This window comes from Seonamhaeicola sp. ML3, assembly GCF_023273855.1.
In the GTDB taxonomy this organism is placed as follows: domain Bacteria; phylum Bacteroidota; class Bacteroidia; order Flavobacteriales; family Flavobacteriaceae; genus Seonamhaeicola.
On sequence record NZ_CP096884.1, the window covers coordinates 3,438,384 to 3,460,934 of the forward strand.

24 protein-coding genes are annotated in these 22,551 nt (G+C 33.6%); 8 read left to right on the forward strand and 16 right to left on the reverse strand.

Annotation, left to right across the window (positions count from 1 at the left end):
- Positions 1 to 30 precede the first annotated feature (30 nt).
- From M0214_RS15130 to M0214_RS15150, 5 genes are all read left to right on the forward strand, one after another.
- Positions 31 to 1,956, forward strand: coding sequence for a BatA and WFA domain-containing protein (locus M0214_RS15130; protein ID WP_248723396.1), 1,926 nt, complete (start codon positions 31 to 33; stop codon positions 1,954 to 1,956).
- Positions 1,953 to 3,212, forward strand: a complete 1,260-nt coding sequence (locus tag M0214_RS15135; RefSeq protein ID WP_248723397.1) for a dihydroorotase family protein — start codon at positions 1,953 to 1,955, stop codon at positions 3,210 to 3,212. The genes M0214_RS15130 and M0214_RS15135 overlap by 4 nt, the downstream gene beginning before the upstream one ends.
- Positions 3,212 to 3,550 carry a hypothetical protein gene (locus M0214_RS15140; protein ID WP_248723398.1) on the forward strand — a complete coding sequence of 113 codons (339 nt, stop codon included), beginning with the start codon at positions 3,212 to 3,214 and terminating at the stop codon, positions 3,548 to 3,550. Before M0214_RS15135 ends, M0214_RS15140 begins: the two co-directional genes overlap by 1 nt.
- A 3-nt stretch (positions 3,551 to 3,553) precedes the next feature.
- Complete coding sequence (locus M0214_RS15145) at positions 3,554 to 4,207, forward strand: alpha/beta hydrolase (RefSeq protein WP_248723399.1); 654 nt, start codon at positions 3,554 to 3,556, stop codon at positions 4,205 to 4,207.
- A gap of 206 nt (positions 4,208 to 4,413) precedes the next feature.
- On the forward strand, positions 4,414 to 5,112 hold the full coding sequence (locus tag M0214_RS15150; protein WP_248723400.1) for a fatty acid desaturase: 699 nt from the start codon (positions 4,414 to 4,416) through the stop codon (positions 5,110 to 5,112).
- A 91-nt stretch (positions 5,113 to 5,203) separates the two neighbouring features.
- Here M0214_RS15150 and M0214_RS15155 read toward each other — a convergent pair whose 3' ends face one another.
- From M0214_RS15155 to M0214_RS15225, 15 genes are all read right to left on the reverse strand, one after another.
- Positions 5,204 to 5,908: a response regulator transcription factor gene (locus M0214_RS15155; RefSeq protein WP_248723401.1), complete on the reverse strand. Its 705-nt coding sequence runs from the start codon at positions 5,906 to 5,908 to the stop codon at positions 5,204 to 5,206.
- 2 nt (positions 5,909 to 5,910) lie between these two features.
- The gene (locus M0214_RS15160; RefSeq protein WP_248723402.1) at positions 5,911 to 7,488 is read right to left on the reverse strand and encodes a sensor histidine kinase KdpD; all 1,578 of its coding nucleotides are present in this window, start codon (positions 7,486 to 7,488) and stop codon (positions 5,911 to 5,913) included.
- Between the two features lie 76 nt (positions 7,489 to 7,564).
- A complete protein-coding gene (coaE, locus tag M0214_RS15165) occupies positions 7,565 to 8,152 on the reverse strand; it encodes a dephospho-CoA kinase (protein WP_248723403.1) in 588 nt (195 codons plus the stop codon).
- Complete coding sequence (locus tag M0214_RS15170; RefSeq protein ID WP_248723404.1) at positions 8,149 to 9,108, reverse strand: YbbR-like domain-containing protein; 960 nt, start codon at positions 9,106 to 9,108, stop codon at positions 8,149 to 8,151. The genes coaE and M0214_RS15170 overlap by 4 nt, the downstream gene beginning before the upstream one ends.
- The gene (locus M0214_RS15175; protein WP_248723405.1) at positions 9,105 to 10,112 is read right to left on the reverse strand and encodes a glycosyltransferase family 2 protein; all 1,008 of its coding nucleotides are present in this window, start codon (positions 10,110 to 10,112) and stop codon (positions 9,105 to 9,107) included. Before M0214_RS15175 ends, M0214_RS15170 begins: the two co-directional genes overlap by 4 nt.
- Before the next feature lie 9 nt (positions 10,113 to 10,121).
- Positions 10,122 to 10,940 (reverse strand): PhzF family phenazine biosynthesis protein, encoded by an 819-nt coding sequence (locus M0214_RS15180; protein ID WP_248723406.1) that lies wholly within the window; start codon positions 10,938 to 10,940, stop codon positions 10,122 to 10,124.
- 96 nt (positions 10,941 to 11,036) lie between these two features.
- Positions 11,037 to 11,855: an enoyl-ACP reductase gene (locus M0214_RS15185; protein ID WP_248723407.1), complete on the reverse strand. Its 819-nt coding sequence runs from the start codon at positions 11,853 to 11,855 to the stop codon at positions 11,037 to 11,039.
- A 108-nt stretch (positions 11,856 to 11,963) separates the two neighbouring features.
- Positions 11,964 to 13,616, reverse strand: coding sequence for a DNA repair protein RecN (recN, locus tag M0214_RS15190; protein WP_248723408.1), 1,653 nt, complete (start codon positions 13,614 to 13,616; stop codon positions 11,964 to 11,966).
- Between the two features lie 78 nt (positions 13,617 to 13,694).
- Entirely contained in the window at positions 13,695 to 14,585 is an 891-nt protein-coding gene (locus M0214_RS15195) for a DUF4835 family protein (protein WP_248723409.1), read from the reverse strand.
- A complete protein-coding gene (coaBC, locus tag M0214_RS15200) occupies positions 14,578 to 15,789 on the reverse strand; it encodes a bifunctional phosphopantothenoylcysteine decarboxylase/phosphopantothenate--cysteine ligase CoaBC (RefSeq protein WP_248723410.1) in 1,212 nt (403 codons plus the stop codon). The genes M0214_RS15195 and coaBC overlap by 8 nt, the downstream gene beginning before the upstream one ends.
- 9 nt (positions 15,790 to 15,798) lie before the next feature.
- Complete coding sequence (locus tag M0214_RS15205) at positions 15,799 to 16,125, reverse strand: DNA-directed RNA polymerase subunit omega (protein ID WP_248723411.1); 327 nt, start codon at positions 16,123 to 16,125, stop codon at positions 15,799 to 15,801.
- A gap of 13 nt (positions 16,126 to 16,138) precedes the next feature.
- Positions 16,139 to 16,996 (reverse strand): outer membrane protein assembly factor BamD, encoded by an 858-nt coding sequence (locus M0214_RS15210; RefSeq protein WP_248723412.1) that lies wholly within the window; start codon positions 16,994 to 16,996, stop codon positions 16,139 to 16,141.
- A gap of 97 nt (positions 16,997 to 17,093) precedes the next feature.
- Positions 17,094 to 18,020 carry an ion channel gene (locus M0214_RS15215; protein WP_248723413.1) on the reverse strand — a complete coding sequence of 309 codons (927 nt, stop codon included), beginning with the start codon at positions 18,018 to 18,020 and terminating at the stop codon, positions 17,094 to 17,096.
- A gap of 163 nt (positions 18,021 to 18,183) precedes the next feature.
- Positions 18,184 to 19,056: a 4-hydroxy-tetrahydrodipicolinate synthase gene (gene dapA / locus M0214_RS15220; protein WP_248723414.1), complete on the reverse strand. Its 873-nt coding sequence runs from the start codon at positions 19,054 to 19,056 to the stop codon at positions 18,184 to 18,186.
- Positions 19,046 to 19,576 (reverse strand): hypothetical protein, encoded by a 531-nt coding sequence (locus M0214_RS15225; RefSeq protein WP_371873513.1) that lies wholly within the window; start codon positions 19,574 to 19,576, stop codon positions 19,046 to 19,048. Before M0214_RS15225 ends, dapA begins: the two co-directional genes overlap by 11 nt.
- 58 nt (positions 19,577 to 19,634) lie before the next feature.
- On the opposite strand from M0214_RS15225, the gene M0214_RS15230 reads away from it, so the two are divergent.
- Genes M0214_RS15230 through M0214_RS15240 form a run of 3 tightly spaced genes read left to right on the forward strand, consistent with a single transcriptional unit; the run spans position 19,635 to position 21,738 of the window.
- Positions 19,635 to 20,381: a 5'-nucleotidase C-terminal domain-containing protein gene (locus M0214_RS15230; RefSeq protein WP_248723416.1), complete on the forward strand. Its 747-nt coding sequence runs from the start codon at positions 19,635 to 19,637 to the stop codon at positions 20,379 to 20,381.
- A 7-nt stretch (positions 20,382 to 20,388) separates the two neighbouring features.
- Positions 20,389 to 21,303 (forward strand): bifunctional UDP-sugar hydrolase/5'-nucleotidase, encoded by a 915-nt coding sequence (locus tag M0214_RS15235; RefSeq protein ID WP_248723417.1) that lies wholly within the window; start codon positions 20,389 to 20,391, stop codon positions 21,301 to 21,303.
- 54 nt (positions 21,304 to 21,357) lie between these two features.
- Complete coding sequence (locus M0214_RS15240) at positions 21,358 to 21,738, forward strand: DoxX family membrane protein (protein ID WP_248723418.1); 381 nt, start codon at positions 21,358 to 21,360, stop codon at positions 21,736 to 21,738.
- 10 nt (positions 21,739 to 21,748) lie between these two features.
- Here M0214_RS15240 and M0214_RS15245 read toward each other — a convergent pair whose 3' ends face one another.
- The gene (locus M0214_RS15245; protein WP_248723419.1) at positions 21,749 to 22,480 is read right to left on the reverse strand and encodes a hypothetical protein; all 732 of its coding nucleotides are present in this window, start codon (positions 22,478 to 22,480) and stop codon (positions 21,749 to 21,751) included.
- Between the last annotated feature and the right edge of the window lie 71 nt (positions 22,481 to 22,551).

Genomic DNA, 22,551 nt, shown 5'->3' on the forward strand with positions numbered 1-22,551 from the left:
TATGTAATTTTGGTTAATTAATAGAAAGGAATGCAATTTAAACACCCCGAACTTCTTTACGCGTTATGCTTATTGCTCATTCCTATTATAGTTCATCTTTTTCAGCTTAGACGTTTTAAAAAAGAGCTGTTTACTAACGTAGCCCTTTTAAAAGAAATTAAACAAAATTCCCGTAAAAGTTCTGAATTAAAAAAGTGGCTCATCCTATTTACCCGATTATTGCTTCTAACCGCCATAATCCTTGCTTTTGCCCAACCGTTTACCACTAAAAACAACTCTTTAGAATCCCAAAAAGAAACGGTGATATATGTAGACAACTCCTTTAGCATGCAAGCAAAAGGAAGTCAGGGAGAGCTTTTAAAACGTGCTTTACAACATTTAGTTGGTAACATTCCTGAAGATGAAACAGTTTCTATTATCACGAATAACAGTACGTTTAAAAACACCACAACTAAGGTTATAAAAAACGATCTATTGCAGTTGCAATATTCATCAAATCAATTGTCTTTAGATGCTGTCCTGCTAAAAAGTAATGCGCTTCTAAGCCAGAAGAAAAACACACTGAAGAATCTTATTTTTATTTCAGATTTTCAGCAGAAAAACTCTAGTTTTAATCCTAACCTAGACTCATTAACAACACTACATTTAGTGAAATTAGAACCTATCAACTCTAATAATGTTTCCATTGATAGTGCTTTTATTTCTGAGATTACCCCTACAAATCTTCAGTTGAAAGTACTCTTAAAAAATAGTGGTAGACCAATAGATAATATTCCTGTTTCATTATATAATGGCGAGGATTTAATTGCCAAGACCTCAGTTGAAATTGATAAAATTGTTGAAACCACATTTACGCTTCCAACAAACGAAATCGTAAATGGCAGAATAACCATAGATGATGTCAACCTAAGATTTGACAACACTCTTTTTTTTAATATCAATAACCGTTCAAAAATCAATGTTTTATCTGTAAATGAGCAAAACGATGATTTTTTAAAGCGTATTTTTAATGAGGATGAATTTAACTTCACCTCTACCTCTTATAATGCGTTAAACTTTAACAGCATTGAAGAACAACATCTCATTGTTTTAAACGAAGTAGATAATATATCTAACGCACTCATTTCTGCCTTAAAACATTTTACTTCTCAAGGTGGCTCGGTGATTATAATTCCTTCAAATGATATCAATGTGCAGTCTTATAATCAACTATTATCTAATTTCAATGCAAACTTTGGAGCTTTAGTCAATTCCGAAAAACGCATAACAAGCATAAACTATTCACATCCGCTTTACAAAAAAGGGGTTTTTGAAAAACAAGTTTCCAACTTTCAATATCCGAAAGTGAATAGTTTTTATGAAATTACATCAAATAGTTTTGCATCGGTTTTAAATTTTGAAGATGGTAAGCCCTTCTTGTATCAAGGGCAAAACAGCTTTGTATTTACATCGGCTTTAAACAATGAGAATTCCAACTTTAAAAACTCACCTCTAATTGTACCAACGATATACAATATAGCAAAACAGAGTTTTAAAACACCCGAACTGTATTATACCATTGGAAATGAAAATGAGTTCGAGGTAGAAACACAATTGCAGCAGGATGACATTTTATCCCTTGTTAATAATGGTATTAGCGTTATACCTAGACAAAAGTATTTTAATAACAAGGTAATAATCAACACTTCTGAAACACCAGATATAGCAAACATTTATAATATCAAAAACAAGAACGAAACTATTAAAAATGTAAGCTACAACTACGATAGAAGTGAGAGTAATCTTGTTTATGAAAATCTATCGAATTACAAAAATGTAACATTGAGTGATTCCATACCCGAAGTATTTGATACGATAAAAAGTGATGCAAAAGTTAATGCCTTGTGGAAATGGTTTGCTATTTTTGCACTGATATTACTTATCATTGAAATGCTCATCTTAAAATATTTTAAATGAACATACTTATAAAGTCTGCCACCATTATAGATCCAAAAAGCGAGTTTCATAATTCTACTCAAGATATTTTAATTGAAAACGGCAAGATTTTAAAGATCTCCAAAAACATAAAAAACACTAACAATTACCAAGAAGTAAAACTAGACAATCTACACATTTCGCAAGGATGGTTTGATAGTAGCGTTTGTTTTGGAGAACCGGGATTTGAAGAGCGTGAAACCATTAAAAACGGACTTAAAGTAGCAGCCTCTTCTGGATTTACTACTATCGCTCTAAATCCAAACACCAACCCTATTTTAGATACTAATTCAGACATAACGTTTGTTACTGCTAAATCAAATAATAATGCTGTCACGGTCCTCCCAATAGGTGCTTTGACCATAGGAAGTAATGGTGTTGATTTAGCTGAACTTTACGATATGAGTACCGCAGGCGCAGTGGCCTTTTACGATTATAAAAAGCCTATATCCAATCCGAACCTGATGAAGATAGCATTGCAATATGCTGCTAATTTTGATGGGTTGGTATGTTCTTTTCCGCAAGAAAACAAAATTGTTGGTAATGGTGTCATGAACGAAAATGTTACCAGCACAACCTTAGGTTTAAAAGGCATCCCAGCCTTGGCGGAAGAATTGCAGGTAGCCAGAGATATATTCCTTTTAGAATACACAGGAGGTAAACTACATATCCCAACAATTTCAACGGCGAAGTCGGTTGAATTGATAAGAGAAGCCAAAAAGAAGAAATTGGATATTACTTGTAGCGTAGCTATTCACAACTTATGCTTATCGGATGGATCTTTAACTAGTTTCGACTCTAACTTTAAGGTATTGCCTCCCTTGAGGACACAAGAAGATATTGAAGCTCTGATTGCTGGAGTAAAAGATGGCACCATAGATATGGTTACAACAGACCACTCACCTATTGACATCGAAGAAAAGAAAGTTGAATTCGATCGTGCTGAATATGGTACTATTGGTCTAGAAACTGCCTTTGGAGCGTTACAAACTGTATTTACTCTTAAAAAGACTATCGATTTACTCACAAAAGGGAAACAACGTTTTGGTCTAGAACCAACGTCTATTACTATTGGAAATAAAGCTAATCTTTCACTTTTCAACCCTGACGAGAAATATACATTTGATACAAAGGGCATTAAGTCTAAATCAAAAAACAGCATATTTAAAGGCGCCTCTCTAAAAGGAAAAGTTTACGGTATTATCTCAAATAACCAAGTTTCTTTAAATACTTTATAATGAACCAGCAAGATATTGAACGCGGAAAGAAAAACGCAATTATTAGTTACATTACTATTTTTGGTGTTATTATTGCTTATTTTCTAAATAACGAACCGCATAAAAAAAGTGAATTTGCTAGTTTTCACATAAGACAATCTTTAGGGCTTTGGCTTACTTTTTGGGCTTTAGGCTACATTGTAGGAAGTTTTGATAGTTGGCTAGTATCCTCTAGTTTTTATTTGTTTTTTATTGTGCTTTTAATTTATGGTCTTTCATCTGCTATAATGGGTAAAATACAAATAGTACCATTGGTTGGCAACTTATACCAAAAGCTATTCTCAAATCTTGGGAAATAAACTATGAACAACACACTTTCTTTATACCATCTTACAAGACCATCCATCTTAACCGAAAACGCACCTTTATTAATAATGATGCATGGTTATGGTAGTGATGAAAATGATTTATTCTCTTTTGCTAGTGAATTACCAGATGAGTTATTTATAATCTCGGTGAGAGCACCCTACCCTATGGCGCCTTATGGAAACGCATGGTACACCATTAATTTTGATGCCGAACGTGGAAAATGGAACGATAAAGAACAAGCCGAATCATCTAGGGATTTAATCGCTAATTTTATAGACGAGGCCGTTAATAATTATCCAGTGGATAAACATAATGTAACTCTTTTAGGTTTTAGTCAAGGTTGTATTTTAAGCTGTGCTGTCGCTTTAAATTATCCTGAAAAGATTAAAAATATTGTTGGTTTGAGCGGTTATATTTATCACGATATCTTACCAAAAGATTTAAATGAAAAAGATTATTCCAGCTTAGACTTCTACTGCTCTCATGGTAGTGTTGACCAAGTTATTCCGGTAGATTGGGCAAGACAAACACCTAACTTTTTAAAAAGCTTAGGGATTAAACACCAATATTCTGAATTCCCGGTTGGTCATGGTGTGGCTCCTCAAAATTTCTTCGAATTCAAAAGCTGGTTAAGTGAGCGTATTTAATCTAATTTGAGTACCTATTTACTATAATACTGAGTTTACCTTTCCCTTAATCGCAACTTTTCGAAGTAAGCTCTTACACAAAGCACTTATAATATTGTAAACTAACCGCTTATAATATCCATTCAGCTGTTTTTTATGTAAAATAAAGACTTTTTTTGTTTATTTTGTTTAATTTTTTATTATTTTTGTTAAACAAAAATAACCAAATGAACACAAAAAAACTACTACATCTTCCTATAGATCCTTTGGGTTCTGTGATTGGTGTTTTAATTGTAGTTTTTTGGACTTTCAGCCTGTATATCTTATTAAATTGGGACCTAAACTACAAGAATCCCTTAGTATATCTAGCAATACTAATACAAACACATTTATACACAGGCTTATTCATTACTGCACACGATGCCATGCATGGCACTGTTTCTAGAAATAAACTTATAAACAATATAATAGGTAGAGTTACCTCGTTATTATTCGCTTTTAATTTTTATGACCAGTTACTGGTTAAACACCACGAACACCATAGATACGTTGCTACAGACAAAGACCCCGATTACCACCACTCTGGCAAACTAGCAATTTGGTATTGGAATTTCATAAAACGGTATACCACCATTAAGCAACTCGTTTTAATGACCATTTCTCTTCAAATTTTAAGATTTATCTTCCCTTTGGAGAATCTCTTATTGTTTTGGATTCTGCCGGGTTTAATCTCAACATTTCAGTTATTTTATTTTGGTACATACATCCCACACAAAGATGGCCATGAACACGGTAACGAGCACAACGCAGGCACTCTTAACAAAAATCACTTGTGGGCATTTGTTACTTGTTATTTTTTTGGATACCATTTCGAACATCACGATAGACCAAATGTCCCCTGGTGGAAACTTTGGTTAACAAAATAATATATTACGATTAAAGACTGACTCTCAAAGAAAAAACCGGTTCTTTTTTAATAAAAGCAACCGGTTTTTTTTAATGGTTTTTTAAGGGATTCTATTCGTTTATGACTAACCTAAAGCCTTCTCCATGAATATTAAGGATTTCAACTTTTTCATCGGGTTTTAAATATTTACGCAACTTAGCAATATAAACGTCCATACTTCTTGAAGTAAAGTAGTTATCGTCTCTCCAAATTTTGGTAAGTGCTAACTCTCTTGGCATTAAATCATTTTCGTGTAAAGCTAACAATCGTAAAAGCTCGTTTTCCTTTGGAGATAATTTCACAGGGTCTTCCCCATTAAAACTTAAGAAACGAAGTTTAGAGTTTAAGTTAAATTTACCAATCTTAAACTTAAACTGTTTACTATCTGAAATCGTCTCTGTAGCTTTGCGTTGAATGATTGCTTTTATTTTCATGAGAAGCACTTCACTATCGAAAGGCTTGTTTAAATAGTCATCGGCACCGACTTTATATCCTTTTAAAACATCCTCTTTCATCGTTTTAGCTGTCAAGAATATAATGGGTACATCGGTATTCTTTTCACGTATTTCTTTAGCCAAAGTAAAACCATCTTTATAGGGCATCATGACATCTAAAATACACAAATCGAAATCGTCTTTTTTGAACTTCTCAAAGCCTTCCATGCCATTTTTTGCATGAGTGACATCGTAGTCATTCATCATTAAATAATCTTTAAGAACGGTTCCGAAGTTAGGGTCGTCTTCAACTAATAAAATGCGTTTCTTTTGCTCTTCCATATTTATGATATTAAGGGAAGTTTTAAACTAAAGGTACTTCCTTTTCCTTTTTCACTTTCTACAGAAACATACCCTTGATGATCATCTACGATACGTTTTACATAAGCCAATCCTAAGCCATGGCCTTTTACATTATGTATGTTCCCTGTGTGCTCTCTATAAAACTTTTCAAAAGCCCGTTTTACCGCTGCTTTACTCATTCCACTACCGTGGTCTTTTATTTTTAACAAAATGTTGGTCCCTACATTTTCGGTAGACACTTCTATTTCTGGTGCATTTGGTGAATACTTAATCGCATTATCCAAAATGTTTACAATAACATTGGTAAAATGAGTCTCATTTGCCAAAATCGATGATTTATTTGCCTCTAAAGACGTTTTTATATACCCTTTTCGATTTTCTACAATCAACTCTACATGTGCTATAGCAGTTTCGATTAAGTCGTGCAGCCTTACTCTGTCCTTACTAATGTTTAATTCGTTCTTTTCTAGTTTAGATATTCTTAAAACATTCTCTACCTGAGCGTGCATACGCTTATTCTCTTCCTTAATCATGGAAAGGTAGCGTTTCACTTTATCCTTATCATTAATAATAGTAGGATTGCGTATAGCATCCAAAGCTAAGTTAATAGTAGCTATGGGTGTTTTAAACTCATGTGTCATATTATTGATGAAATCTGTCTTTATTTCAGATATTTTTCTTTGTTTAATTAATTGATATAGAGCACTTGCATAAGCAATAATTATTATGCCTGTAAAAACTATAGAAAGCAAAATCATTCCCAATATAGAGGATAGTACAAAACTATGATCGTTAGGAAAATCAACTAATAACTTGTAAGGCGTTTGACCATTATCATCGTAAAAAATAGGCACTCTGAATTTGGAGTGTTTATCATATTCGAAATTTTCGCTTTGTACTTTTGTTGCTAACCCGTTACTGTATATGGCATACTCAAAATCTAAATCGATATTATCTTCTTTTAATTTTTGAGTTAGCATCTCACTAATAATTTCATTAGAAACTCTTTTGTGAATGGGAATGGTTTTAGCCCATGCTCTAAAATTTTTCCTGAAGTAATTTGCTTCGGCCTCTTTTATTCTTCCACTCTCAGTTAGACTAATAATTGGGTTTTCTCTTAAATCAGTGTCATCTATTAAATCTTTACCTTTGTACACTTCAAGACTGGAAGTACCAGTAATTCTCTGTATTGCTATGCTATCTAAACCAATGTCAAAGAGCGACTGAGATAATTTATAATTCTCTTCTAAAACACCGCTTCTATAAATAAGCGCTTCCTTGGTGTTCTTATTCTGCTGATATATAAACAGTTGTGATACTGCATTAGAATCGACCTCTGTTTCCGAATTAATTAATTTTTGAAAAGACTCGAACTTAGCATAGTATTCCTTATCGTCTATTTTGTTTGAAACCTCATACAAGGTTGAAATAACATTAGACTCAAATCTATTACGCTCGTTCTCTACCGAATCCTTTATAAAAAACGCCTGAACAAAGATTATACCTATTAAGGATAGACTCATTAAAAGTACCAATAGGATAAATATTCTTTTGCTCATTAATCAAAATTAACATTTTAACATTTAGCTTTCTTGTGTTTTAACCTTACATTAACAAAAATGTTAAAATCGCTATTTAGGCGTTGTTTTTTAGTAGTTTTTCATGGATTACACCAACCTGATTTATGGTATCCTGAAGATCAATATTTTCAATAACAAAATGTGATAATTCCACCTTTTTTTCTTCTGGCCATTGGTTTTTCATAATAGCCTTTATCTTTTCTTTGGTAGTGTTGTTTCGCTTAAGAAGCCTTTCAATTCTTAACTCCACTGGTGCAGTTACTGTGATAATATAATCGAATTGTTCTTGTATTCCATTTTCAAATAGAATGGCTACTTCCTTAATTACATAGGGAGACTGCTGTTTTAGCAACCACTTTTCAAAATGCCTAGCTACCTTAGGGTGAACAATAGCATTCATCTGCTTCAAGTAGGACTTATCATTGAAAATAATATTGGCTATATGAGGTCGGTTTAGCTTACCATCTAAATAAGCATTAGTTCCAAAAAGCTGAATGAGTTTCCTTTTAATGACTTTGGATCGATTCATTAACTTTTTAGCTTCATCGTCTGCAATATATACCGGAACTCCTAATTTCATGAATTCTTTTGCAACTGTAGTTTTGCCTGTACCTATACCTCCTGTAAGTCCTACAATCATCATCTGTTAATTATAAATTCAATTCGTTGCTGATTGATTCTTTCGTTCTTAACCGTTTTTGGAAACTTCACTAATTCTGGAATTAAAAAGGCTTGGTTCTCTATAACTTTAGAATAATCGCAAATTAGTTTAAAATCGTTTTCTTTAACCGATTTAAAATTCTTTAAGCTTACGTAATAGGACACACTAACTTCCCTTGGAAAATATTTTATATTTATATCTTCTGGAACATTAATAACCCTAACAGGAATTTTTAAGGTACCCTCTGTAAATTTTTCTACGGTTGCTTTTAAATTTACTTCAGTATCAGAAAACTTTAAATCGCCTTTATTTTTTGGTAAGCTTAGCTTTATGTTTTGATTTAAATCATTTCTAAGCTCTTCTATGAGTACTTCTTCTGTATCTATAGCATTAATTTCCTTGACCATTACATGAGGCCCTATAATCACAATAGAATCCGGTTCTATAACCACAGGGGTAGAACTATTGTAACCTGCACTGTATTTTATATTGGCATTTAATCTAATCGGAACCTTTTTAACTTGGTTTACATCGTACCTGAAAGACAAGGTATCTGGCGTTAAATTTAATAGCTGTACTTGTTTATCAAACTGGGTATTGTTTAAGTAGGCTATGGATTTATTCCAAAGATACACACCTCCTGTTTTGGTAACATCCTTAGAAAAATCAATTTTAATTTTCGGTTTGTCAATGTAATATTGAAACCATCTAAAACCATGTGTTTTTAAATCTATATCCAGATAGAAAGAATCGTTTAATATTACCTCCTCCTCTGGGATATTAACCTTTTCAATTTCGAAAGTAATGGTATTGGTGTAATTCTTTGAAAGCTTAGAGAAAATCAAGATGATAAACGAAAACAATAAGAACAGGAGAAAAACGTTCACCGTTTTGTTCTTTATGGATGCAGATATTTTAGATTTTAATTTTTTAATCATTTATTCTTGAAAAATAATTCCGGGAAATATTCTTCTGGAGCTTTATTTAGAACACCAATGGCCCAGGTAGATTCTAAAAATCCTAGACCATAGCCAATAAATTGAACACTAATTGCCCACAATGCCATTATTGCTACAATCACGTTTTTTGTAACAAAAAGTGCAACAAAAAAAGCAATCACAAAATACAAAACATATAATTGGAATAACCAACTTATTCCAATTATCAGCAGTAAAATAGATAAATCAAATCCTAAAAGAAACACACTAGGAAACCAATAGGTTAGCTTTTTAGTAGATGGGTGCCATTTATTTAAAATGGGTCTAACCTTCCCGAACTTGTTGACTTGCCTATAAAATTTAGACCAAGAAATTCTGCGTTTGTGAAATACCTTAGCCTCCGGAATCAACTTGGTTTTAAAACCTAAATCCCAAAGTCTAATAGATAAATCGGGGTCTTCACCAGGATGAATACGCCCGAAACCACCTGAAGCTTCAAAAGCTATTTTAGAAATCCCCATATTAAAACTTCTGGGCTGGAACTTCCCAATATTATTTTTATTTCCCCTAATCCCTCCTGTTGTAATAAAGGAGGTCATGGAAAAATTAATGGCTTTTTGAAGGTTTGTAAACGATTCGTGTGCTGAATCTGGTCCTCCAAAGCAGTCTACATAGTCTTTAGAAAGGCTTTTTTCAACTTCAGTAAGATAATTTGATGGCAGAATACAATCGGAATCTAAAATGATAAAATAGTTTCCCTTGGCCTTTTGCATCCCAAAGTTCCTGGAATCTCCAGGGCCTGTGTTATCCTTAAAATAGTAGGATATGTCTAACTTGTGCTTGAATGCTTTTACAACATCCTCGGAGGAAACAGAAGACCCATCCTCTATGATTACAATTTCAAAAGGTATTGAGGTTTCTAATGAAACAAAACTTTGTAATAGCTCTTGGGTTTCATCTGGGCGATTGTAAACGGGGATAATGAAAGAAAACGGTAATTTCATAGTAACTTTTTACAGTTTTAAACTTCCTTCTAATATTATTTGAGCTGTACTTTTAATAACTACCTTGTTATCATTAATTAGTTCAACCTCCATAAACCCTGTTCTATCAGAACATTGAAACGAGTTCATTTTTTTCTTTCCTAAGCGCTCACTCCAATATTTTGCCAAAAAAGTGTGTGTTCCTCCTGTTACAGGGTCTTCGTTAGTTCCACTCCAAGGCCAAAAATATCTCGATTCAAAGTCAAAATTATCCTTATTGGATAAAGAAGTAACCAAAACACCATTTATTGATTTATGGGAACGATACAATGCTTCAAAATCGGGCTTTAATTCGGTTAAAGCTTTACAACTATCTATTTCTAAGAGTAGAATATTTGTTTCCCTATTGAATTCAATATTTTTAACTTTTTTGAGACCTAAAGCATCTAATAATGGTTTAGGGACTTCTGCCGATTCTGTTCCATATACAGGAAATTCCATTTTAATTAATTTCCCTTCCCTCCCGATTAATAAATCGATATTTTGAATATTAACAAAATGAATGTCTGTTATTGCTGAATCTCTTTCAAAAAGGACTTTTGAAGACGCTAATGTAGCGTGCCCACATAATGGAATTTCCATTTTAGGTGAAAAATAACGTATAGCGTATTTATTCTTAGTGTCTAACTTTTTTATAAATGCGGTTTCAGACAAACCTAATTCTTTGGCAATAGCAAGCATTGATTCATCGTTCAAATCATCTTCTATCAAACAAACTCCAGCCGGATTACCCCTAAAAGGCTTATCTGTAAACGAATCGACAATATATGTATCGATTTTATTTTCCATCTTTATAAATTATGATACTAGACTACACAAATGTAACAAAAAAGACCTGCTAGGTTTTAAAAACCTGGCAGGCCTGATAGAATATTTTAATATATTTTATTCTTCACCCATAAACGTACTCATAACAGCATCGCTAACGCCCATGTTGCTGAATCCGCCATCGTTATAAAGATTTTGTAGCGTTACACGTTTTGTAAGGTCACTAAACAATGTAACGGTATAATTAGCACAATCCATAGCCGTAGCGTTACCTAGTGGCGACATTTTCTCAGCATACGAAATGAAACCATCAAATCCTTTAACACCACTACCAGCAGTTGTAGGTGTTGGAGATTGAGAAATTGTATTAACACGTACTTTTTTATCTCTACCAAAGAAATAACCGAAACTACGCGCAATACTCTCTAAATAAGCCTTGTTGTCTGCCATATCGTTATAATCTGGAAATACGCGTTGTGCCGCCATATAAGTTAAAGCAACGATACTTCCCCATTCGTTCATAGCATCTGCTTTGTAAAGCGTTTGCATTACTTTGTGAAAAGACATAGCCGATACGTCTGTTCCTTTTTGTGTCCAAGTATAGTTTTGGTCTGTATAATGCTTACCTTTTCTAACGTTGATAGACATTCCTATGGAATGTAAAACGAAATCTATTTTTCCGCCTAAGATTTCCATTGATTTCTCTATCAAATTCTTTAAATCTTCTTCGGAAGTGGCATCTGCAGGAATAATTTGAGAACCTGTTTTTTCTGCTAATTCGTTTATTTGTCCCATTCGCATTGCCACAGGTGCGTTGGTTAGCACAAACTCCCCGCCTTCTTCGTGAACACGCTCTGCTGTTTTCCATGCAATTGAATTAGAATCTAAAGCTCCAAAAATAATTCCTTTTTTTCCTTTTAATAAATTATGTGACATATCTTGGTTAGTTATTATAGATGTTTATTCGTTGATTTGTTTAATTCGTTCAAAACAGGTTTCAAAAATACTAAACTTTTAACTTCTGGCTTTAAACTATTCATTTTTTCAGTTTAACAATTCCTTTGCATGAGCTATTGCTGAAGACGACATTTCTACACCACCCAGCATCTGAGCAATTTCAACAATACGCTCATCATGATTTAACTTGATCAAATTAGTTCGGGTTACCTCATCAACATCTTCTTTGTACACTTTAAAATGCGAGTGCCCTTTGGCAGCCACTTGTGGTAAATGCGTAATGGAAAATACTTGCATGGTCTTACTCATGCCTAACATAATATCCCCCATTTTATTAGAAATCTCTCCCGAAACACCCGTGTCTATCTCATCAAACATAATGGTTGGTAACTGGATATAATTTGATAAAATAGATTTAATAGCCAACATGATTCTTGATAACTCACCTCCAGATGCCGCTTTTTTCAACTCATTGAAATTTCCGCCTTTGTTTGCAGAAAACAAAAAGGATAGTGCATCTTTTCCGTTTGGCAAAAAGCTATCCTGTAAACTAACCTCAATATTAAATTGGGCATTGGCCATTCCTAAATCGCCCAAAATAGTTTCTAACTGTTCTTTTAACTCAGGAATTGAAGCTTCCCTACTTTTATGAATGGTTTCGGCTAAAGCATTTAACTTCTGTTCCTGCACGGCTATTTCTTTTTCTTTTTTTGAAATGGTATCATCTAAATTTTCGGTAACAGATACTTTTTCTTCCAGCCCAGCTCTGATTTCTATTAACTCTGAAATATTTTCAGCTACGTGCTTTTGCATTAAATCGTGCCACGTTTTTAGTTTAGAATCCACCTCTTCTAACCGTTTTGGATCTGCATCTAAACCATCTTGTAATAGATTAACCTCCGAAAAAACATCATCCATTTCAATAAGGCTACTATTCACCCTATTAAACAAATCTTCATATTTCGAGGACATTCCAGCTAATTTTTGAAATGTATTTTTTAAAGATGTAAGTGTTGAAAGTACTCCTATTTGTTCATCGCTCAACAATTGATAGGCTTCAACTAAATGCTCTTGAATACCTTCAATGTTATTGAGTGTATCGTATTCTACTTCTAAACGTTCTAATTCGCCTTCAACTAAGTTAGCATCGACTAACTCTTTTAATAAAAACGAATTATAATCGTGTTCTTTTATCGCTTCTGTCTGAAAGCTTAAAAGTTCATTTAATTCTTTTTTAAGTGTCCTGTAGACTTTTAATTCTTTATGGTATTGGTTTAATGAATCTTCATTTTTAGCTAAAGCATCAATAATTTTAAACTGAAACGCATCATCTGTAAGTTGTAACGTTTGGTGTTGCGAATGAATATCAATTAAATGAGCTCCTAAAAGCTGTAAGCTATTAAGGTTCACAGGGGAATCGTTTACAAAGGCTCTGGACTTACCAGAAGGCAATATCTCTCTCCTAATTATTGTTTGGGTTTCATAATCAAAATCTTCAGCTTTATACAAAGCCTCTAATTTATAATCTGAAACATCGAAAACCGCTTCAATAATACACTTTTTTGAAGCGTCTTTTAAACTACTTAAATCGGCACGTTTACCAAGAATTAAAGATAATCCGCCCAATAAAATTGATTTTCCCGCTCCAGTTTCACCTGTAATAATAGAAAACCCATTATTGAAGTCAACCTGAAGGTTGTCAATTAAAGCGTAGTTTTTTATTGAAAGTGACGTTAGCATTATTCAGTTTCAGTTCTCAGTTTCAGTTCTCAGTATAAGATGACGGCCAACTGCAACTGTAAACTGTATACTATCATTTTAGTATTTAATAGTTTGCCATTTAGAACTGTGCATAGGAGCAACCTTTTGAAGGATTTCCTTGAGGCTAGCAATATCTACATTTGGTCCACCGCCAAAAACCTGTGCAATCTCATCGGCCTTAGCATCAAAAAAAGTACGTTGTAAAAAAGAATTAGGCCTTCTTCTGTTTAAAACTTGAAATTGCTTTAACGCACTAGCTATTTTCTCTTTACCTGCCTTAGGATTTTCTGCCATGACATCTAACCCCTCAATATGATAGGTATTTAAAACATCTCTATACTCTTTAAAAGTGGGCGACAACATATTATCTATAAGCATGAACCTACTTTGTAAGCCATCTTCTAATTTCCAGCCTTTAAAATTTCCTTGTTGGGAATAATTTAAAATTGCCATAGCCTGCTTTAAATATGCATCGCCTCCATTGGGTTTGAAGGTATCAGCATCCAAAGCCAAAATCATGTATACGTGAAATGACAATACCGAAATTAAATTGGATTGAAATTGTGTGGGGTTATATATTAAATTTTGATATTCTAGATATTGAAATGTAAAATCCCTATCGTTAAAACTATACACTGGCGTACTGTAGGATGACCCATAAACTGGTCGAGAAGACTGTATCTGTAAAGTGGCCTGAAAAGTTTCTCCTCCTGTGTAGTTTGTTAGGTTTATAACCATACTACAATTAATCTTTTCTTGAGGAAGAAAGGTTTTATCCGTCCATTTGGTATTGTTAACAAACTCTGTAAGCTGCTTTTCCAAAGTTTTAAATATTGGAAAGTTCTCGTTACCGGTGAACTGTGCGTTTACAACAACATCGCAATTTAGTTCCTGTGAAACCCCTAATAACCCGATAAAAAAAGTTAAAACTACAACTATCTTACGCATTAATTTGCTCTATTATTTTGTTTAGTAAATCTACCGCTACCTCAGCTTTAGATTTCAATTGATACTCGGTAATATTTTCTTCGGAATCTATAAAAGTTACCTTATTTGTATCCCCTTTAAATCCAGCACCTTTATCGTTTAACGAATTTAAAACAATTAAATTTAAATTCTTTCTTTTTAATTTATCTTTTGCGTTCTCAATTTCGTTATTAGTTTCTAGCGCAAAACCAACTAAATATTGGTCTGTTTTTATATCTCCTAAAGACGCTAAGATATCTTTAGTTTTCTCTAATTCTAAGGTTAACGCAGCATCCTTCTTTTTTATTTTATCTAGGGCCACTTCTTTTGGTCTGTAGTCTGCTACTGCAGCAGAAAGTATAGCCACATCAACATCTTTGTAGTGTTTATGTGCTTGGGCATACATCTCCTCTGCACTGGTAACAGGTAAGACCTTAATCAAACTGTGAGTAGTTTTTTGATGAGTTGGACCGGTAACCAAAAACACCTGAGCTCCAAGGTTAGCTGCAGCTCTAGCTATTTCAAAACCCATTTTCCCGCTGGAATGATTCCCTATGAAACGAACGGGATCAATGGCTTCGTAAGTAGGTCCTGCCGTTATAAGTATATTTTTCCCCTTGAGTGGCAACTTATCTAAGATATCGTTTTCGATAAATGAAACGATATCTTCTGGCTCTGCCATTCTTCCTTCTCCAATTAAACCACTGGCCAATTCACCACTTGTTGCAGGTATCATAACATTACCGAAGCTTTTTAACTTTTCAAAAGAAGCTTTGGTTGTTGGGTGCTTGTACATATCCAAATCCATGGCTGGCGCAAAATACACTGGGCATTTAGCAGACAAATAGGTGGCCAAAAATAGGTTATCACAGACCCCATTTGCCATTTTAGACAATGTATTCGCTGTGGCTGGAGCAACCACAAACAAATCTGCCCAAAGACCTAAATCTACATGATTGTTCCAAACAGCATTATCGTCTTCTTCGTTTACAAATGAGGAAAACACCGGGTTTTTTGATAAAGTGGAGAGAGTTAAGGGTGTTATAAATTCTTTTGAAGCCGGTGTCATGACAACTTTTACATTGGCACCCGACTTTATAAACAACCTAACTAATGAAGCAGTTTTATAAGCGGCAATGCCAGCACTAATGCCTAACAATATATTTTTGCCGCTTATTATACTCATAAGAAATTATTACTGAGCGTCTTGTTCAGTATTTCTAAAATAAATCTTGTCTGTTAACCACTCTTGAATGGCTAAAGCATGAGGCTTTGGTAACTTTTCGTAAAATTTCGAAACCTCAATTTGCTCTTTGTTTTCAAAGATTTCTTCAAGACTATCGTTGTAAGTAGCAAATTCTTCTAACTTATCGATAAGTTCTTTCTTAATCTCTGTATTAATTTGTTCTGCTCTTCTAGCAATAATAGAAATAGATTCGTAGATGTTTTCTGTTGGTTCATCTACCTGATTCCTATCGTAAGTTACTGTGTTAACAGGAGCATTGATTTTCTTTAAATCCATTTTAAATATATATTTAACTTTTTACGCTATACTTTTTTAATTCTTCTTCAACAACCTCAGTCATTTCATTAACCTTGTCTATATGCTTTGACTCTCCAAAACTTTTTTTGAATGAATTAGCCATCTCCATAGTAGTATGCAAACGCTCTTTTCTTAATTCTACCAATTCTCCATCGGTTTCTGACCTAATGATTTCATAACTATTGACTGCTTGTTTGTAAACAGCATCTAGTTTATAAAACAAAGCATCTTCCCTTAAACTAGACCCTGGAAACTCAAAAAGGAAATTATCAAAAGATTTAATTGCAGCTTTAAAATCTCTTGTGTAGCCAGGAGCTATTTCACTGTACTGTTTCGCAATGCCCAATGCTTTTTGTTCTAATTTAAATTCTAACTCCTTAACCAGTTTATTGGCTTCAGTTAAATATTCAGAACTTGGAAAACGATTAATAAACCCTTGTATTTTCTCGATAGCCTCCATAGTCTCTTTCTGGTCCTTGGTGTAGGCAGGAGATAACTCATAGTAGCTTCTAGCACTCAAGAACGAGGCTTCTTCTAGCTTTTCACTTTTGGGATATGCTGTTGTAAACTGTTCAAATCTATAAGAGGAAATGTAGAAATCTCCCATTTTATAGAAAGTCATTGCATAAAGATACATGAGTTTCTGCGCCTGTGGTTTCCCTCTAAATTCTGGCACAATCTGAGCAAAAAGCCTATTAGCCTTGGCATATTTACCCTCGTTGTAAAGTGCTTCTGCCATTTCAAATTTCTTTCTAGTAGCACCTTCTCCAGAAGCTTTTAGCACCTTTTGATATTCGTTACAAGAACTGAAAAGAACCAGCACAATTGTTATGTAAAAAAACTTTCTCATGAATTTTAAACAGAATGCAAAATTAAGTTAATAATATGGAATTTAAAAATAATTATTTACGGCTAAAATAAGAGGTAAAACACAGCGGCGACAAGGTTTAAGTATTATTTAACTTTTCAATATTATCAAACAGCTTGTGATCTAAAACCATTTTTCCATCGGTGTTGTAATAAAAGGCTTTTTGAAACTTGTAATTTAACCGTAATTCCTCAAGGGTATAAGAATGCATTTGATGGACTTCTTGATTAAAAGATTCGTCGTAATAACTTATCATTATCAAAAATTCGCCTTGTTGCTTTATTAACTCTTCTTTGGTGAACACAGATAAGGGACTTTCTTTATCTACTTCATGGACTATAGTCCAGGTTGTTGGTAGATAATTTATGGATTTCCGTTCTAATTTTAAATTGTAAAAACTATTGGTGTATTCTCCATCCTCGTTCTGTTTAGTTAAAGACAGGGTAACTGTAACTTTGGGATAGATCATGATACTCCTTCTATTGTTCACTATCCTAAACATAATGGCCATATTATCAGCAAACTCCCTAAAGACAATATGTTTGCTAAATCGAATTGCTGCCCTTGGCTTGGAAAACCTACCATAAATTAACCCTGTTATAAAGGCAAAGACCACCAACCCAAAAAAGGCTTCAAACGACGATACTATACCGCTTGCCATCCCTTCTGGCGACATGGCCCCATAACCTAGAGTGGTGAATGTTTGTGCAGAGAAGAAAAAAGCATTAAAAAAATCTTCGGATAAATTTCCAGTTGAAGCTGTAATTGTTTCAATACCAATTAACAGATATATAAGAGCGAATATAGCATTGAGAACAAAACCAACCACAAAGGTTAGCAGGAAAAAATACCACCAGGAGATTTCAACTAAAAAGTTGTAGGCTTCAGAAAAACGGCGTGTTTTATTTAAATGTAGGATATTAAAAGAGCCGTTAGGGTTCATCATACGTTCTGCTGAGGCCGCAGATGCATTACCCAACCCTGGATCTTTTATTTTTTTTCCCATTTCTAGAAGTTATCTATACCTTTTCAATTTGTTAAAAAAATCGTCTTTTGCACCCAAATTTCACATTTTTTGAGTTCCGTAGCACTAATATGCAACTAAAAAAATGCTGCATTTGATCACAAAGTATTTATTTTTCACTTAAATTAAAAAAGTTAAATAACTTCTATGCTAAATACGCCTTGATTTTTTCTTTAAGATGACTAGACGCCGGTACTACCGGTAACCTTACCGTATCGGCACATAAACCTAAGGCCTCGAAAACAGCCTTGATTCCTGCCGGATTATTCTCTTCAAAAATATAACCAATAACATCAATGAGTTTAAAGTGAAGTTTATAGGCCGCTTTAGGATCTCCTTTAAGTCCTAAACGAATCATTTCAGAAAAATCTTTTGGTAACGCCTGACCTATTACCGATATAACTCCAGCACCTCCTGCTAAAACAACACCTAAGGCTAAATCATCATCACCAGAAATAACTAGAAAATCTTCTGGTTTGTTTTTCAACAACTCTAAATATTGAGCCATATTATTACCTGCTTCCTTGACTGCTATTATGTTACTAAAATCGTTGGCTAGCCTAATTGTAGTATCTGCTTCCATGTTCTTAGAGGTTCTACCGGGAACATTGTATAGTATGATATCTATTGGTGATACCTCTGCTATAGCTTTGAAATGTTGGTACAACCCCTCTTGTGTAGGCTTATTATAATAAGGAGACACTGATAATATAGCATCAATACCACTTAAGTCGGTAGTTTTAATTTCTTCAACAACTGCAGCGGTGTTGTTTCCACCTATACCTAATACCAAAGGTAATCGTCCGTTATTAGTTTCAGAAATAGTCTTGATAACAGCTTTCTTTTCTTGTTTGGTAAGTGTAACACTTTCTCCTGTTGTACCACAAATAACAAGGTATTCTACTCCATTTTCTATGTTGTAGTTTACTATGTTCTTTAATGCGTCGTGATCTACACTTAAATCTGAATTAAAAGGTGTAACTAAGGCAACTCCAGTTCCTAAAAACTTATTGTTCATTTCTAATTTTATTTAATATTTTTAAGTATTTAAAAAGCTCATTCTTAAACACTTCGAATTTCTCTATATCAGTTTTTATAATCAAATCATTGAGCCGTTCATCTGTCTGTAAAATCCCGACTTTTAGCTTTCCTTTAGACAGCGCAGTAACCAATTTTAATTCAATTTGGTCTTGCTTGTAATAGCTTATAAGAACATCAAATTCATGTTCCAAAAATGATTTTAACACTTCGTTATTTATCGTTCCTTTCCATCCAAAATCCTTCGGACCAAAACAATCATCCCAAGTATTTAACTGCTCACTTTTGTTTTCGGAAAAAGCAATAATTTTAATGTTATTAGGGTGAACATTAAAAAATACTCCCAATGCCTTCAAGGATTCAATGTCTTCATATTCATCGATATTAAGGACAACACCTAAACTTTTAACCTCAGAACTCGTAACATTTACATGCCTTTCAGATAACAATTTATTCAAGTACTTTTTATTAGATTTTTCCTTAAAACCCTTTAAAAACATTTATCTTTATACTTTGCGCAAAGGTAGCAAAAGTAGATTCATATTTCGGATTAATTTCATGAGGTTAACACATTTATTTTTTTTGTTATTTCTCCTGTTTCATTTAGGTTGTAAAACACATTTAACTAAAATAGAGGCTAAACAAATCAATATTTCTCAATCTATTTCCACTAACTCAGAAATTGAAGATTTCATAAAACCTTACAGAACACATATTGAAAGAGATTTAGACAGCACCTTATCCTATGCTCCAAAAACCTATACAAAAAACGACAACGAACTAAATACAGCTATAGGTAATTTAATGGCTGAAATTGTTTACGCTCAAGGTAATCCTATTTTCAAAAAGAGAACAAACAACAATATAGATATTGTATTATTAAACCATGGCGGGATAAGAGCACCTATACCTAAAGGTCCCATTAGCACAAGAACAGCTTATGAGGTCATGCCTTTTGAAAACAAAATGGTTGTTGTTGCCTTAAGGGGAGAAACGTTAAATGAAATGGTTTCCTATTTGGTTTCCAGCAAAAATGCTCACCCGTTTTTAGGATTGAAAATAACATTAGACCAAGAGTATAAACTACAAAATGTTGCTGTTAATGGGAAACCCATAGAGCAAAATAAGGTTTACCACATCGCCACGAGTAATTATCTATACAATGGTGGCGATAATATGAATTTTTTTAAATCCAATGAAGGCGTAGTTGATTTAGATTATAAGATTAGAAATGCTATGATTGATTACTTTAAACGAACAGACACCATAAAACCTGTTAAAGACGATAGATTTATAAGAAAATAGATGTGCCATGAAAAGAAGGGATTTTATACAACAGGTAACCGTAGGAAGTGCATTAACCATTGGTGGCTTAGGACTCCAATCTTTCGTTAGTACAGAAAAAAATAAGAAAATAACTATCCTACATACCAATGATGTTCATAGCCATATAGACCCTTTTGGACCAAACGAAGGCAGAAATGCTAATAAAGGCGGAGTGGCCAGACGTGCTAGTCTCATTGAATCCATTAGAAAGGAAAACCCAAATACGCTCTTACTTGATGCAGGTGATATTTTTCAGGGAACACCCTACTTTAATTACTACGGGGGTGAATTGGAATTTAAACTGATGAGTATGCTTGGTTACGACCTAGCTACGATAGGGAATCATGATTTCGATAATGGTATTGATGGTTTATTTACACAATTACCTCATGCAAAATTCGATTTTGTATCAGCAAATTACGATTTTTCCAATACGGTAATGGATACCCTTGTAAAACCGTATAAATTATTTTTAAGAGACGGTATAAAAATAGGCGTTTTTGGTTTGGGCATTAAACTGGAAGGCTTGGTTGAAAAAGGGCTTTATAAAGAAACCAAATATTTAAACCCTGTAGAGATTGCTCAAGACATGAGCCGTATTTTAAAAACTGAAGAGAAATGCGACCTAGTTATTTGCCTCTCCCATTTAGGTTACCACTACAAAAATAGCCCTGAAACAATTTGCGATTTAACACTTGCCGCTTCAACAAAAAATATAGATCTGATTATTGGTGGCCACACCCATACATTTTTAAAGAAACCAACTGTTATTAAAAATTCTGAAGACAAGCAGGTGCTCGTTAATCAAGTGGGATGTTATGGCATCAACTTAGGGAAAATCGATTTTCATTTTGATTCCAAGAAAAACAAATCTGCTAACGGTGCTTCAATAGTAATATAAACACCTCGTAAGCTTTAGGGATTATTTCGTCTAATTTTTTAAATGTAAAATACGATGAAAAAACACCTTCCTTTGGTCTTGAGAATTATTGTTGCTATAATTTTAATTCAAACCTTGCGCTTCAAATTCACTGCACATCCAGATAGTGTTTACATTTTTACCAAAGTTGGTATGGAGCCCTACGGCAGGATAGGGATTGGGATTTTAGAGCTAATCGCTGGAGCGCTACTATTAATACCAAGAAGTGTATGGATGGGAGCTTTACTTACTTTGGGGGTAATTGGAGGTGCCATATTTATGCATCTTACACAATTAGGAATAACAGTTAACAACGACGGCGGAGTTCTTTTTACTACAGCTATATTAACCTTTACACTTTCTGGCATCATACTCTTCATCTACAGAAAAGACATTCCTTATTTGGAAATAAGATAATGACTAAACTTTAGGCCATTTGTATTTCTTCTTGCTTCTTATTGGAAAAACTCGTTTGACTACAAAAGAAGTAAAATGCAACCAGAGCTAGTGTTGTCGATAAGAAATTAAGAAGACTTCTGTGAGATATATAAATATAGGCCACATCAATAACTTCTGAAAAAACGATACATAAAGCACCTAGAAACAGGTACAATGCTTTTTGATTATCTCTATAAAAGTAATTTAGCAATGATCCCGATAACAATACCAACATGACAATATTATAGGTCAGTTCCAAATAAATTTGACTTTTCATGATGTAGTTAGAATGCACAATGGATTGTAACACATAAACTAACCATACGTTTAATCCCAATAGTACAATAATGTGAACCGTAAAATTCTTTAGTATATGTGATAAATTCAAACTCTTACAAATTTCAATAAACAGGAAGATATAAGATAAAACATAAAGTGAATTCCCGATATAATAATCCAATTCAAAAACAATAGTTGCTGTAGATGCTTCAGGCAAATGCCCAATAATCAACCCTAACAAATCTGAACAGGAGTAAAACAGCAGAAATAAGGTAAAGAAAACAGTCTTCTTTTTAAAAAATGCAAAATAAATTAATGCAATAACTGGTAAAATGAGAGAGTCTAATGTAAAAGCAACATCTTCGTTGCCTGCAAAACCAAATATTGCAAACAACACATAAATAACAATTACTAAACTGACCAAGACTTTCGACTTGTACATTATAATAGATTTGGGTTCTGTACAAATATAAACAAATAACGCTACTAAACGATAAAAAAATACTTTTTATC